Origin of the sequence: Aquimonas sp. (assembly GCF_044377145.1) — a bacterium.
In the GTDB taxonomy this organism is placed as follows: Bacteria; Pseudomonadota; Gammaproteobacteria; order Xanthomonadales; family Xanthomonadaceae; genus Aquimonas.
Genome location: NZ_JBILJQ010000065.1, coordinates 1 through 12,135 on the forward strand (window position 1 = coordinate 1; position 12,135 = coordinate 12,135).

Genomic DNA, 12,135 nt, shown 5'->3' on the forward strand with positions numbered 1-12,135 from the left:
CGAGCGCACATGCGCCCGCCACCGCCACGCCTCCGAACACGCCATCGACCGGTCCTCCGTTGGGGAAACCGGAGACGGTCGGGAGAATCAGGTAAGGAAGGTAGGTGAGGTGGGCGGACGCTTACGGACCTGTGGCGCTGAACGCAGGCTGTGGTGCGGCCGGACGAAAACGGAGTTTCGGTGGGAGAACGCGGCTTGATCGGTAGCCCGGCGCGATGCACGAACCCCACGCCGAAGCATGGAACGCAGGCTGCGAGGATCGCGCGGATGCCAGGGCGCCGTCCGTCTGTCAGCCCACGAACGCTTGGCCAGCCAGGTGCTAAGGAACGGGCGCGGGCTCCGCCTTCCACAGCCGGCGATTCGAGGCGCGACGCGCATCCACCGCGACATCGGCCTCTCGGCCGAGCCGCAGCGAGAGCGCACCCTGGTCGGCGGTGTTCCACACCGCGGCGCCCGCCGCCTGCCAGCGCGCCACCACGTCAGCACGAGGATGCCCGAAGCGATTGCGGTGGCCGGCCCCGATCAACGCGTGCTGCGCACCCACCGCGCGGACGAAGGCATCGGTGCTCGATGAGCCGCTACCATGGTGAGGCACCAGAACGACATCGGCCTTCAGCATGTGCGCTTGCTCGCGCGCCAGCCGCGCTTCGATCAAGGCGCCGATATCCCCCGTGAGCAAGGCCGTGCTGCCACGCGCCTCGACCCGCAGCACGCAGGAACTCTCGTTGCGCAGATACGGAAAGTGCGGCGGCGGATGCAGGATCTCGAAGCGCACGCCATCCCACTCCCAGCTGTCGCCACTCTCGCAGCCCGAGGCCCGCGGAAACCGCTGCCGATCCGAGCTGATCAGCTCGGCCGGATAGGCGCGCAAGACGCTGCCGGCGCCGCCAGCGTGATCCGCATCGCCATGCGACACCAACACCCGCTGCAGCTGCTGCACCCCCAAAGCACGCAGCGCCGGCACCACCGCGGCTTCGCCCATATCTAGCCCACTCCCGAAGGCCGGCCCGGTATCGACCAGCAGAGCGTGCTCGCGGGTGCGCACCAGCACGGCCAAACCCTGCCCGACATCCAGCACCGTCAGGGTCGCCTCGCCATGCTCAAGCGGTGTCATACGCGGCCAAACCAGCGGCAGCCACAGCAGCAGGGCGAGCGGCTTGGCTGGCAAACCGCGCGGCAGCAGCAGCCACAGTGCGCCGATCACTGCCAGCGCCAAGGTCACCAGATCCGGCTCGGGCAGAAACACTTGCGCGTGTGGCAGCCCCTCCATCCATTGCAGCAGCCACCACAGCAAATCCATCGCCTGAGCTGCCAGCCACAGCAGCCAGGTGGCGGGCACGGTGGCGCCGAGCAGCAGCAGCCCGGTCGCCAGAAGGCTCAGAGGCACAACCAGCAGGCTCACCCATGGCACGGCAAACAGATTGGCCACCGAGCCTGCAATTGAGGCTTGGCCGAAGAAGAACACGGTCAGCGGCAGCAGGCCCAGGCTGGCGACCAGCTGCGTGCCGAGCAAGCGGCGCCAGCCAGGCAAGCTCGTCAGCTCGGCGGGCATGCACCAGAGCAGCCAGGCGACACCGATGAAGGACAGCCAGAATCCGGCGCCGAGCACGCTAAGAGGGTCGCTCAACACCAGAACGATCAGGGCCAGCGCGTAGGACTGCCACGGGCCCGAGCTGCGGCGCAGCAGAACAGCCAGCAGCGCGGCGGCGATCATCAGCAGGCTGCGTACGGTGGCTAGGCCGAATCCGGCCAGTGCTGCGTAGCCCACAGCCACCAGCAGCGCTGCCAGCGCGGCGCCCTGAGGCAGCGGCACGCGCAGGCCAAGCGGCGGCCACAGCCAGTACAGCACGCGCACCAGCAGAGCCGCGAGGCCCGCCAGCATGCTGATGTGCATGCCCGAGATCGACATCAGATGACTGACGCCGGTCGCCCGCAGGGTTTCCCAATCCTGCTCGCCAAAGCCACGGGTGTCGGCGACGCTCAACGCACGCACGAAGCGGGAGCCGGCATGCGCCGGCCCCTCGCCGCCCAGCGCCTCGACCATCTGTTGCGACAGCCGCGCGCGCAGCGCATCCAGGCCGCTGGGTGCGGCAAGCTGCAGGTTTGACGGCGCCTCGCGCACATAGCCGGTGGCCGCCAGTCGACGCTGCAACGCATAGCGCTCGAAGTCGAAGCCGCCCGGATTGTCGACGCCACGGGGGGCCTTCAGTCGCAGAGTGAGCGCCCAGCGACTGCCGGCCGCAGGAGTCTCGCTGCCGCGATACCAGCCGACGCGAAGCAGACGACCGGCGAGTACCGCTGCATCGCCCGCTCCGTCATCCACGCGGAAGTCGAAGCGGATCGAGTCAGGGGCGTACTGCGGCAGACCCTGGATGCGGCCTTCAACCTGGACGTCACGGCCTTCGAGCACAGCCGGCAAGCGCTGCTGCATGGCCGATTGCGCACTCAGCAGAGTCACCGCCGCGCCAAGCAAGGAAGCGCCAAGCAATCGCACGGCACCCGCAAATGATCGAGGCCAAAGCAGCAGCAGCACGGCCACAGCCACGCTGGCCCAGACCAACGCATCCGGCGGAAACTCCGGCAGACCGAGCGCGAAACTCACGCCCGCCAGCAGCGCCAATGCGCTGCCAATACCCAGCAGGGGCTGACTTCCTGAAGGCGACTGCACTCGCGAAGCCGCCTGCGCGCTGGACATTCCGCGCGCGCTCGGCTCAGACCGCGGCGAGCGGCTTCAGCGAACCGCCGGACAGCTCCAGCGCTCGGTCCATCTTGCGTGCAAGGCCGCGGTCGTGCGTCACCAGAACAAAGCTGGTGCCGACTTCGCGGTTGAGTTCAAGCATCAGGCCGTAGACCTGGGCTGCGGTTTTCTCGTCCAGATTGCCGGTGGGCTCATCGCCCAGCACGCAGGCCGGGCGCGTCACCAAGGCGCGTGCAACCGCACAGCGCTGACGTTCGCCGCCCGAAAGTTCGCCCGGCTTGTGGCGCAGGCGCGCGCCCAAGCCAACACGATCGAGCAGTGCAGCGGCCTGGCGCTCAGCCTCGGCAACACTGCTGCCGGCAATCAGCAAGGGCATGCAGACGTTCTCCAGCGCGGTGAACTCCGGCAGCAGATGGTGAAACTGGTACACGAAGCCGAGTGCGCGGTTGCGCAGTCGGCCGCGCGCAGTGTCCGACAGCGCGCTCATCGCCTCGCCCGCGACGAACACCTCACCGGTCGTGGGCATATCCAGCCCGCCGAGGATGTGCAGCAGGGTGCTCTTGCCTGCACCCGATGCACCGACGATGGCGACGGTTTCGCCGCGCGCGATAGCGAGATCAATGCCAGCGAACACCGGCGTATTCAGATCGCCCTCGGCATAGGTCTTGGCCAGGCCGGTGCATGAGATCACGGGGTCTGCGGCGGTCATGGCGGGCTTACTCATAGCGCAGGGCAGTGGCGGGGTCGGTGCGCGACGCGCGCCAGGCCGGATACAGGGTTGCCAGCATGCTCATCAGCAGGGCGATCACGGCGATCAGACCGACATCATCGAAACGAAGATCGGTCGGCAGGCCGGTGATGTAGTAAACGTCCGCCGGCATCACCTCGAAGCCGAACCCGCTTTCGATCGCGTGCACCACGTGCTGCAGGTTCGCGGTCAACGCCACGCCACCGATCAGGCCCAGCAGGACTCCGACCACGCCGATGATGCTGCCCTGCACGACGAACACGCCCATGATCGAAGCCGGGCTCATGCCAAGGGTGCGCAGGATGGCGATGTCGGCCTGCTTGTCGGTCACCAGCATGATCAGCGAAGACACCAGATTGAAGGCGGCCACCGCGACGATCAGCGACAGGATGATGAACATCACCGTCTTTTCCATCTTGATCGCGCGGAAGAAATTGCTGTGGTCGGCGCTCCAGTCGCGAATGCGGTAGTACTGATCGAGCTTTTCGGTCAGGTCACGCGCAACCTGCCATCCCTGGAACATGTCAACCAGCTTCAGACGCACGCCGGTGACACCCTCCCCCATTCGCAGCAGCCGCTGCGCGTCCTGCATATGCACCACCGCCAGCTGGCGGTCGTACTCCTGCATGCCCGCACTGAAAACGCCGGCGACGGTGAAGCGCCGGGTCTGTGGTGCCACGCCCATCGGCGTGCTGCGGAACTCCGGCACCAGCACGGTGATGCTGTCGCCGACGCCGACGCCGAGATGCAGGGCCAGATCAACACCCACCAGAATCTTGAAACCGCCAGGAGTGAGGTCGGTGATCGCGCCCTCGGTCATCTTGTCGGCGATCTCGCCGACCGCCGGCTCCAGTGCGGGATCGATACCGCGCAGCAGCGCGCCCTGAGTTCGCCCTGCCTGCAGCAGGGACTCTCGCTCCACATACGGCGCCGCGCCCAGCACGCGCGGATCGGCGCGCGCGACTTCCACAGCACGCTGCCAATCCTGCAGATCCTCACCCGCACCGCTGATGGTGGCGTGCGCCACCATGCCGAGGATGCGCGCCCGCAGCTCCTGCTCGAAACCGTTCATCACTGAAATCACCGTGATCAACGCGGTCACGCCGATCGCGATGCCGAGCATCGAGGCCAAGGAGATGAAGGAGATGAAATGATTGCGACGCTTGGCCCGCGTATAGCGCAGGCCGATGGCGATTTCGATGGGACGGAACACGTCAGGCGGGGCCTTGTGGCGAGGTGGGAATGGCGTCGGATGCAGCCACTGGGTCGGCCGACCGGTGGCGGTCCAGCCACAGCCGCAGCAAACGCGCGTCTGCGAACGGCAGGGTATCCGATGCACCCGGCCAACGGACGCACCGGCCCTGAACGCCCAGGCTCAGCACACACAGCGGCCCGCGACGCTGCAGGGTGAGTGAATCCAGCGTGCGCCACTCATCGCTGCCGCGCGGAACCCAGCGTGCCTCTCCGCCCGGTAGCAGCACCAGCAGGCCACGCGGCGCACGCTGCAGCTGCCACAAGGCCAGCGCGAGCAAAACCGGCACGCCCAGTACCGACAGCACAGGCAGGTTCGAACGCAGCACCGCAAGTGTGGCGAGGGCGGCCAGCACGATCAGCGCAGCCGCCAGCACACGCGAGGGCCGCAGCTCAAGCCGAAGGGAGGGCGCTGATGACGGCGACGATGCGGGCAAGCTGGGCATCCTCCGGCTGTTCGCGGCCTATGAACCAGCGCCAGAGCGCATCGTCTTCGCAGACCAGCAAGGCCTCGAAATCGGCGCGGACGAATTGTGCGGGATCGGACTCGGCGAGCTTCAGATAGCGCTCGAACAACTGATCGAGCTCGCGCATGCCGCGGCGCGAACGCCAGCGCCAGCGGCGGAGATCTTCGGGGCTGATGGGGTCGGTCATGTGCGGCGGCCGTGCTCGTTCGAATACGGGTTGGCGATGGTGTGATCGGCCTTCAACGGTCGCGCAGTGTGGATGATCTGCGGGGATCTGCCCAGCCGCCGCTGGCGATGGAGAGTCGAACGTGCACGGTGCCTGCAAAGGCCCGGATCACCTCTTCGCCAATCCGATCAGATCAACCGCCAGACCAGCAGACCAAGCAGCGTCCAAAGCACCACGGCGGAGAGCAGGTAAACGCTGAAGCGATGCATCACCCGGTTGTAGGTGCAGTGAATCAGGCTGTGCACGGCGCGCAGCACCACGAAGGTCCAGGCCAGCCCGATCACCAGCGCGCCGGTCTGCCCGCTCATCGCTGCGACCATCAGGGCGAAGTAGAACAGGACCGGCAGTTCGAACAGATTGCGGAAATTGTCGGAGGCGCGCGAATCAGCCAGCTTGGCTGACATCTGGGCCGACGTCGCAACCGACTGCGGACGAATACGATCGCGCCGCATCTGTCCCAGACGCTCGGCGTACAGCCGGCACCAGACGAGGAAAGTCAGCGCAACGAGCGCGAAGCCGGGCAGGAAGATGGAATGCATGGGGCCGGGGATCCGGGATTGGGGATGGCCGACGGTAGCAGGTGCGGGGCGAGCCTCAAAGGCGACGAGCCAGAGCTGGGCCGGATATCCGCGGCGACACGCTCGAACGCGAATCGGCTCCAAAGCGCGGCTACGCCTGCGCCCCAACAGCGGCGGTTGAATCCCCAAGCCCCTATCCGGCAACACCAACCCCCAACCCAACAGCAAAACGGCGCCCGCAGGCGCCGTCTGGCGCCATCAAGCGCCGCGGCGCTGGATCATCAGCTTCTTGATCTCGGCGATCGCCTTGGCCGGATTCAGGCCCTTGGGGCAGGTGCGCGCGCAGTTCATGATGGTGTGGCAGCGGTAGAGCTTGAAGGGATCTTCGAGATCGTCCAGACGCGCGCCGGTGTCCTCATCGCGCGAGTCGATGATCCAGCGATAGGCCTGCAGCAGAATCGCCGGGCCAAGGTAACGGTCGCCGTTCCACCAGTAGCTCGGGCAGCTGGTCGAACAACACGCGCAGAGGATGCACTCGTAGAGCCCGTCGAGCTTGGCACGGTCTTCCTTCGACTGCAGGCGCTCGCCCGACGCCGGCGGTGCCGACTGCGTGCGGAGCCAAGGCCGGATCGACGCGTACTGCGCGTAGAAATGGGTCAAGTCCGGCACCAGATCCTTGATCACCGGCAGGTGCGGCAGCGGGTAAATCGGCACGCCCTTGCTGCCGCAGTCGCTGATCGCCTTGGTGCAGGCCAGGGTGTTGGTGCCATCGATGTTCATCGCGCACGAACCGCAGATGCCTTCGCGGCAGGAGCGGCGGAATGTGAGCGTCGGGTCGATCTCGTTCTTGATCTTGATCAGCGCGTCCAGAACCATCGGCCCGCACGCGTCGAGATCGAGATCATAGGTGTCGACGCTCGGATTGGCATCGTCATCCGGATTCCAGCGATATACCTTGAAGCTGCGGACATTCTTCGCGCCAGCCGGCGCGGCGAAGTGCTTGCCCTTGGTGATCTTGGAGTTCTTCGGCAGGGTGAATTCGGCCATGGCTTTCTTCCGGGATTCGGGAATCGGGATTGGGGATTCGTGAGCGGTCTGCGGTGCGCTTGGAGGCTCTTGCCCTTGCGAATCCCGAATCCCGAATCACCAATCCCGAGCAATTCAGTACGTCCGCGCCTTGGGCGGCACGGGCTCGACTTCGTTGGTCAGGGTGTTCATGTGCACCGGGCGGTAATCGATGCGCGTGTTGCCCTTCTCGTCGACCCAGCACAGGGAGTGCTTGTGCCAGTTGTCGTCGTCGCGGTCGGGGAAGTCTTCGTGAGCATGCGCGCCGCGTGATTCCTTGCGGTTCTCCGCCGACACCACGGTCGCCACGGCTTGGCCCAGGAGATTCTGCAGCTCAAGGGTCTCGATCAAGTCAGAGTTCCAGATCAACGACCGATCCGCGACGCGGATGTCGCCGAACCCGGCGTGGATCTCCTGAATTTTCTGAACGCCCTCGGCAAGACTGCTGGAGGTGCGGAACACCGCTGCATGGTTCTGCATCGTGCGCTGCATTTTCTGGCGCAGATCGGCAGTGGACGTGCCGCCCTTGGCGTTGCGAAGCGCGTCCAGATTTGCCAGCGAGCGGTCGCAAGCGGAGGCCGCCAGAGCCTTGTGGTTCTGGCCGGGCTTGATGGTTTCGGCGCAGCGATTGGCGACGGCGCGACCGAACACGACCAGATCCAACAGCGAGTTCGAGCCCAGCCGGTTGGCGCCGTGTACCGATACACATGCGGCCTCGCCGATCGAATACAGGCCTGGCACGACGCTGTCGGGGTTTCCGTTCTTGAGAGTGACAACTTCGCCGTGATAGTTGGTCTGCAGGCCGCCCATGTTGTAGTGCACGGTCGGCAGCACGGGAATCGGCTGCTTGGTCACGTCGACGCCAGCGAAAATCTTGGCCGATTCGGCAATGCCGGGAAGCTTTTCGTTGATGACCTCGGGGCCGAGGTGCTGCAGGTTCAGAAAAATGTGGTCGGCGTCCACGCCAACGCCGCGGCCTTCGCGGATTTCGATCGTCATCGAACGACTGACCACATCGCGCGAGGCGAGATCCTTGGCGTTTGGCGCGTAGCGCTCCATGAAGCGCTCGCCCTTGGAGTTGGTGAGGTAACCGCCCTCGCCACGCACGCCCTCGGTAATGAGGCAGCCGGCACCGTAGATACCGGTCGGGTGGAACTGCACGAACTCCATGTCCTGCAAGGGCAGCCCGGCGCGAAGCGCCATGCCGCCGCCGTCACCGGTGCATGTGTGCGCAGACGTGGCCGAAAAGTAGGCTCGCCCGTACCCGCCAGTGGCAAGCACCACGCCCTGGCCGCGGAACAGATGCAGATCGCCGGTCGCCATCTCCAGCGCAAGCACGCCGCGGCAGGCGCCTTCCTCGTCCATGATCAGATCGAGCGCGAAGAACTCGATGAAGAAACGCGCGTCGTGCGCCAGCGACTGCTGATACAGCGTGTGCAGAATGGCGTGGCCGGTACGGTCAGCGGCTGCGCAAGTGCGCTGCGCGGTGCCCTTGCCATAGTGGGTTGTCATGCCACCAAACGGACGCTGATAGATCTTGCCATCCTCGGTTCGCGAGAACGGCACACCGTAATGCTCGAGCTCGATAATGGCGGGAATCGCCTCGCGACACATGTACTCGATCGCGTCCTGGTCTCCCAGCCAATCCGAACCCTTGATGGTGTCGTAAAAGTGGAAGCGCCAGTCATCCTCACCCATGTTGGCAAGTGCTGCGGAGATACCACCCTGCGCGGCAACCGTGTGCGAGCGGGTCGGAAACACCTTGGAGATGCAGGCCGTGTTCAAGCCCTTCTGGGCCAGACCAAAAGTTGCGCGCAGTCCCGCGCCGCCGGCTCCGACGACAATCATGTCGTACTTGTGTTCGATGATCTTGTAAGCGCTCATGGAGTTTTCGCTTGCGCTCCGGTCAGACGGTGAAGGCGATGCGGCCGATCGCGAGGATCGCGGCAAGCCCCAGTGCGACGTAAATGAACTTGACGGCGATCATCAGGCTGATCTCCAGCCAGCGGGCGTGGATGTAATCCTCGATAACAACTTGCAGGCCCAGTCGGGCGTGCCAGAACGCCGTCGCAAAAAACAGGATCAGCAGCACCGAATTCCAGGGTTGTGCGATGGCCAGGCGTATCGTGGCGTAGTCAGATCCGACCAGTGATACCAGCAGATAGAGGACATAGACCACCAGCGGAACCAAGGCGATCGCCGAAGTACGCTGTGCCCACCAGTGAGCGGTCCCATCCTTCGCGGAGCCGAGGCCGCGTGCCTTTGCGAGAGGATTCTGCAGGCTCATGCCGGGCCCCCAAGCACTACGCCCCAGATACCGATGGTCGTCAGCAGGGCAAGCGCGATAACGGTGTAACCCGAGGCGTACACCGTCGACATTTCGAAGCCGCGACCGGCATCCCAGAACAGATGGCGGATGCCGTTGAACAGGTGGTAGCAGATCGACAGAGTGAAAACGAACAGGGCGATGCGCGCGGGCAGCGAGCCCGCGATCGCGGCGAACTGGGCATAGGCCTCAGGACCTGCCGCGACACTCATCAGCAGACCGGCCAAACCGAGCGCGACCAGCGCGTTGACGATCCCGGAGATGCGATGGCTGATCGACAGAACCGAAGTGATTTGCGGGCGATAGACCTGCAGATGCGGCGAAAGAGGTCGCTGGCGTGTGCTCATTCCTGGGTCCCGGTTTATGACGTGCAAGGATCTGACAATCTGCGCGAACGTGGCGTCTACTTCGAGAGCAGGACGCGACGCGCGCATGCAGAGCGATCACCACCGGAACTGGAGGCACAACACGATCTGTGAGCGAACCCGGACATGCCGCGCATGCCGTGCAGCGCGCGTGATCAAAAGTCGATACAGCGGCCGTTTTTTTCCCAATCGCCATAGCGGGTGGGCTCAGGACCTTCTCGCCCACCGATCTCGCGCGGCGATTCCTTGGGCACGACTTCGAGCACCACGGTTGGCTCGTCGGCAGCTGGCACGGAATCAGGTGTCGCGGGCTCGGGAGCTGGCTGCACTTGGCCTATCATCTCGGGGCAATCTAGCCGACGGAGAGTACTCCGCGAGGCCCCCACGCCGCAAGCCAACAAAGGTCGCACGATCGATGCAAGGACTCCCCGAACACCCGTATTCCAACGCCTTGCGAGGCCTGCCCGAGTTCACGGTGCTGGCGGTCGAGGGCAGCGATTCGCTCGCGTTCGCACAATCGCAATTCAGCAATGATGCGAACGCGCTGCAGCCTGGCGACTGGCAGTGGAGCGCATGGCTGAACGCCAAGGGCCGGGTGCTGGCGCTGTTCGCGCTGCTGCGGCGACCGGACGAAGACGGCCTATGGCTGTTGTTGCCCGATCATCCCGCCGAGCTGCTCGCGCCAGCACTGTCGCGCTTCGTGCTGAGGCGGAAGTGCAGAGTGCAGGCGCGAACCGACCTGCAGGTGTATGGGCGCTTCTTGAGCGGTGTTGCTGACGCTCCTGGCGATGCAGTTGCCTGTCTTCGCATGCGAGGGGAGCCCACTCGCGAACTGTTTGTGCTGCCGGTGGCGGTGCGCGCCGCGGAATCGGAGCCCGTCGCCACAACCGAGTGGCTGCGTGCCGACATCCGCCAGGGCGTGCCACGCCTCCCTGCGGAGGGCGGAAGCCACACCGCACATATGTTGGGCCTGGACCGGCTGGAAGCGCTCAGCCTCAGCAAGGGTTGCTATCCCGGGCAGGAGATCGTCGCCCGCACGCACTACCTAGGCCAGAGCAAACGCAGGCTCGGCGGCCTACGGACTCCACTCGGCCCCGCGCCTGCGTTCGGCGCCAGCGTCCTCGCCGACACCATGCCTTGCGGCGATGTCATCAGTGCATCCACGCACGCACACGGCGTCGAAATCCAGGCGGTGCTCAGTGACGCCGCCCGGAGTGGCGCGCTCAGCATCGATGGGGTGCCTGCTGAGCGGGTCGAACTGGGTTCACCGCCCCTGCCAGATCTTGCAGCTTGAACCCCGGCTGGATGGGCGTGCTGAAGCGACCGACCGGCGGTAGACCCACCCTGTCCGCTCTGCTATACCGCAGGGCGGCACAGGCACGCACCGGATCAAGGTCCGGCCCGCACATTGCGCCGCAAGAGATCTGTCACCCACGCAGGCGACAGACAGCATTCCAACAGACCGGCGCCAACAGTCGGCTACACGGGGGGAGAAACCATGCAGCACACGACAGGGGAGGATGGCCGGTCCTTGCGCTCCGGCTTCAACTGGCACCGCACATTCGCGTTCGCAGCACTCGTATTGCTGGCGCCGCTGGCGAGGGCCGATGAGTTCAAAGTCGTCATCGAACCCGGCTACACGCCCGAAAGCGTGGCCCAGATCTACCAGCCGCTGCTCGACTACCTCGGCAGCGAAACCGGCCATCGCTTCGTGCTGTCGACCCCGCGCAACTACCAGTTCCACTGGCGCGACCTGCGGCAGAACGCGGCCGCCGATTTCGTGTTCGAAGAAGCCCACTTCACCGACTACCGGACTCAACGCTTCAACTTCCAGCCGTTGGCCCGGCTGGCCGAGCGCACCTCCTACAGCTTGGTGGCGCTGCCGGAGACGGCCGAACTCGGGATTGAAGGATTGGTCGGCAAGCGCCTGATCACCATGACCTCGCCCAGCCTGGGCTATGCCCTGCTGTCGGATATGTTCATCAACCCACTGGCCCAGCCGGACATCCGCTCCGAGGCTGCATCCTGGCGTGACGGTGTGGAAATGGTGTTCGGCGACGAAGCCGACGCGGCGATGGTGCCGCGCTTCATCGCGGACATGTATCCGAATCTTCAGGTGATCAGCCGGAGCCGCGAGTTCCCCGGCATGGCGTTCAGTGCCTCACCCAAAGTGCCGCAGGAAGTCGCCAATGCCGTTCGCGAGGTGTTGATCAACCTGCACAACAATCCAGAAGCGCATCAGGTGCTGGTTGAAATCGGATCCAGCCGCTTCGAGCCGACAAGCGCGGAAGAGTATCGAGGCTCTCAGGATATGCTGCGAGGTTTCTTCGGCTTCAGATAAGCCTCCAAGCGCCCAACACGCAGCGCGTGCACGGGCGCGCGCGCAGGCGAGAGGGAACCTGGTCGCGACGGACGCCTGTCCGCGTGGCTATCACGGACGCGAGTGAGAACTTGGCCGAATGTCGTCGGGC

13 protein-coding genes are annotated in these 12,135 nt (G+C 65.2%); 2 read left to right on the forward strand and 11 right to left on the reverse strand.

Annotated elements, in window-relative coordinates:
- Positions 1-319: 319 nt before the first annotated feature.
- The 11 genes from ACIQ7H_RS16995 to ACIQ7H_RS17045 all read right to left on the reverse strand — a co-directional run bounded on the left by ACIQ7H_RS16995 (position 320) and on the right by ACIQ7H_RS17045 (position 10,005).
- Positions 320-2,695 carry a DNA internalization-related competence protein ComEC/Rec2 gene (locus tag ACIQ7H_RS16995; protein ID WP_395793686.1) on the reverse strand — a complete coding sequence of 792 codons (2,376 nt, stop codon included), beginning with the start codon at positions 2,693-2,695 and terminating at the stop codon, positions 320-322.
- A gap of 16 nt (positions 2,696-2,711) precedes the next feature.
- Positions 2,712-3,422 (reverse strand): lipoprotein-releasing ABC transporter ATP-binding protein LolD, encoded by a 711-nt coding sequence (gene lolD / locus ACIQ7H_RS17000; protein ID WP_395793688.1) that lies wholly within the window; start codon positions 3,420-3,422, stop codon positions 2,712-2,714.
- The gene (locus ACIQ7H_RS17005) at positions 3,415-4,659 is read right to left on the reverse strand and encodes a lipoprotein-releasing ABC transporter permease subunit (RefSeq protein ID WP_395793690.1); all 1,245 of its coding nucleotides are present in this window, start codon (positions 4,657-4,659) and stop codon (positions 3,415-3,417) included. The genes lolD and ACIQ7H_RS17005 overlap by 8 nt, the downstream gene beginning before the upstream one ends.
- A 1-nt stretch (position 4,660) precedes the next feature.
- Positions 4,661-5,134: a hypothetical protein gene (locus ACIQ7H_RS17010; protein ID WP_395793692.1), complete on the reverse strand. Its 474-nt coding sequence runs from the start codon at positions 5,132-5,134 to the stop codon at positions 4,661-4,663.
- On the reverse strand, positions 5,091-5,351 hold the full coding sequence (locus ACIQ7H_RS17015; RefSeq protein ID WP_395793694.1) for a succinate dehydrogenase assembly factor 2: 261 nt from the start codon (positions 5,349-5,351) through the stop codon (positions 5,091-5,093). Before ACIQ7H_RS17015 ends, ACIQ7H_RS17010 begins: the two co-directional genes overlap by 44 nt.
- A gap of 167 nt (positions 5,352-5,518) precedes the next feature.
- A complete protein-coding gene (locus ACIQ7H_RS17020; RefSeq protein ID WP_395793696.1) occupies positions 5,519-5,929 on the reverse strand; it encodes an MAPEG family protein in 411 nt (136 codons plus the stop codon).
- Between the two features lie 237 nt (positions 5,930-6,166).
- On the reverse strand, positions 6,167-6,955 hold the full coding sequence (locus ACIQ7H_RS17025) for a succinate dehydrogenase iron-sulfur subunit (RefSeq protein WP_395793698.1): 789 nt from the start codon (positions 6,953-6,955) through the stop codon (positions 6,167-6,169).
- A 114-nt stretch (positions 6,956-7,069) separates the two neighbouring features.
- The gene (gene sdhA, locus ACIQ7H_RS17030; protein ID WP_395793700.1) at positions 7,070-8,857 is read right to left on the reverse strand and encodes a succinate dehydrogenase flavoprotein subunit; all 1,788 of its coding nucleotides are present in this window, start codon (positions 8,855-8,857) and stop codon (positions 7,070-7,072) included.
- Between the two features lie 22 nt (positions 8,858-8,879).
- Positions 8,880-9,260 (reverse strand): succinate dehydrogenase, hydrophobic membrane anchor protein, encoded by a 381-nt coding sequence (sdhD, locus tag ACIQ7H_RS17035; protein ID WP_395793702.1) that lies wholly within the window; start codon positions 9,258-9,260, stop codon positions 8,880-8,882.
- Entirely contained in the window at positions 9,257-9,646 is a 390-nt protein-coding gene (gene sdhC / locus ACIQ7H_RS17040) for a succinate dehydrogenase, cytochrome b556 subunit (RefSeq protein ID WP_395793704.1), read from the reverse strand. The genes sdhD and sdhC overlap by 4 nt, the downstream gene beginning before the upstream one ends.
- Positions 9,647-9,819: 173 nt before the next feature.
- Positions 9,820-10,005 (reverse strand): DUF1674 domain-containing protein, encoded by a 186-nt coding sequence (locus ACIQ7H_RS17045; RefSeq protein WP_395793706.1) that lies wholly within the window; start codon positions 10,003-10,005, stop codon positions 9,820-9,822.
- A 74-nt stretch (positions 10,006-10,079) separates the two neighbouring features.
- Between ACIQ7H_RS17045 and ACIQ7H_RS17050 the strand changes: the two genes are divergently transcribed.
- Together ACIQ7H_RS17050 and ACIQ7H_RS17055 are read left to right on the forward strand one after the other, a co-directional pair.
- Positions 10,080-10,958, forward strand: coding sequence for a YgfZ/GcvT domain-containing protein (locus ACIQ7H_RS17050; RefSeq protein WP_395793708.1), 879 nt, complete (start codon positions 10,080-10,082; stop codon positions 10,956-10,958).
- Between the two features lie 204 nt (positions 10,959-11,162).
- Positions 11,163-12,005 (forward strand): phosphate/phosphite/phosphonate ABC transporter substrate-binding protein, encoded by an 843-nt coding sequence (locus tag ACIQ7H_RS17055; protein ID WP_395793710.1) that lies wholly within the window; start codon positions 11,163-11,165, stop codon positions 12,003-12,005.
- Positions 12,006-12,135 lie beyond the last annotated feature (130 nt).

Coding starts and splice junctions, on each gene's coding strand:
- ACIQ7H_RS17055 (WP_395793710.1), top strand. CDS start 11,163: ATGCAGCACACGACAGGGGAGGATGGCCGGTCCTTGCGCTCCGGCTTC.
- sdhC (WP_395793704.1), bottom strand. CDS start 9,646: ATGAGCACACGCCAGCGACCTCTTTCGCCGCATCTGCAGGTCTATCGC.
- sdhA (WP_395793700.1), bottom strand. CDS start 8,857: ATGAGCGCTTACAAGATCATCGAACACAAGTACGACATGATTGTCGTC.
- ACIQ7H_RS17025 (WP_395793698.1), bottom strand. CDS start 6,955: ATGGCCGAATTCACCCTGCCGAAGAACTCCAAGATCACCAAGGGCAAG.
- ACIQ7H_RS17020 (WP_395793696.1), bottom strand. CDS start 5,929: ATGCATTCCATCTTCCTGCCCGGCTTCGCGCTCGTTGCGCTGACTTTC.
- lolD (WP_395793688.1), bottom strand. CDS start 3,422: ATGAGTAAGCCCGCCATGACCGCCGCAGACCCCGTGATCTCATGCACC.
- ACIQ7H_RS16995 (WP_395793686.1), bottom strand. CDS start 2,695: ATGTCCAGCGCGCAGGCGGCTTCGCGAGTGCAGTCGCCTTCAGGAAGT.
- ACIQ7H_RS17050 (WP_395793708.1), top strand. CDS start 10,080: ATGCAAGGACTCCCCGAACACCCGTATTCCAACGCCTTGCGAGGCCTG.
- sdhD (WP_395793702.1), bottom strand. CDS start 9,260: ATGAGCCTGCAGAATCCTCTCGCAAAGGCACGCGGCCTCGGCTCCGCG.
- ACIQ7H_RS17045 (WP_395793706.1), bottom strand. CDS start 10,005: ATGATAGGCCAAGTGCAGCCAGCTCCCGAGCCCGCGACACCTGATTCC.
- ACIQ7H_RS17015 (WP_395793694.1), bottom strand. CDS start 5,351: ATGACCGACCCCATCAGCCCCGAAGATCTCCGCCGCTGGCGCTGGCGT.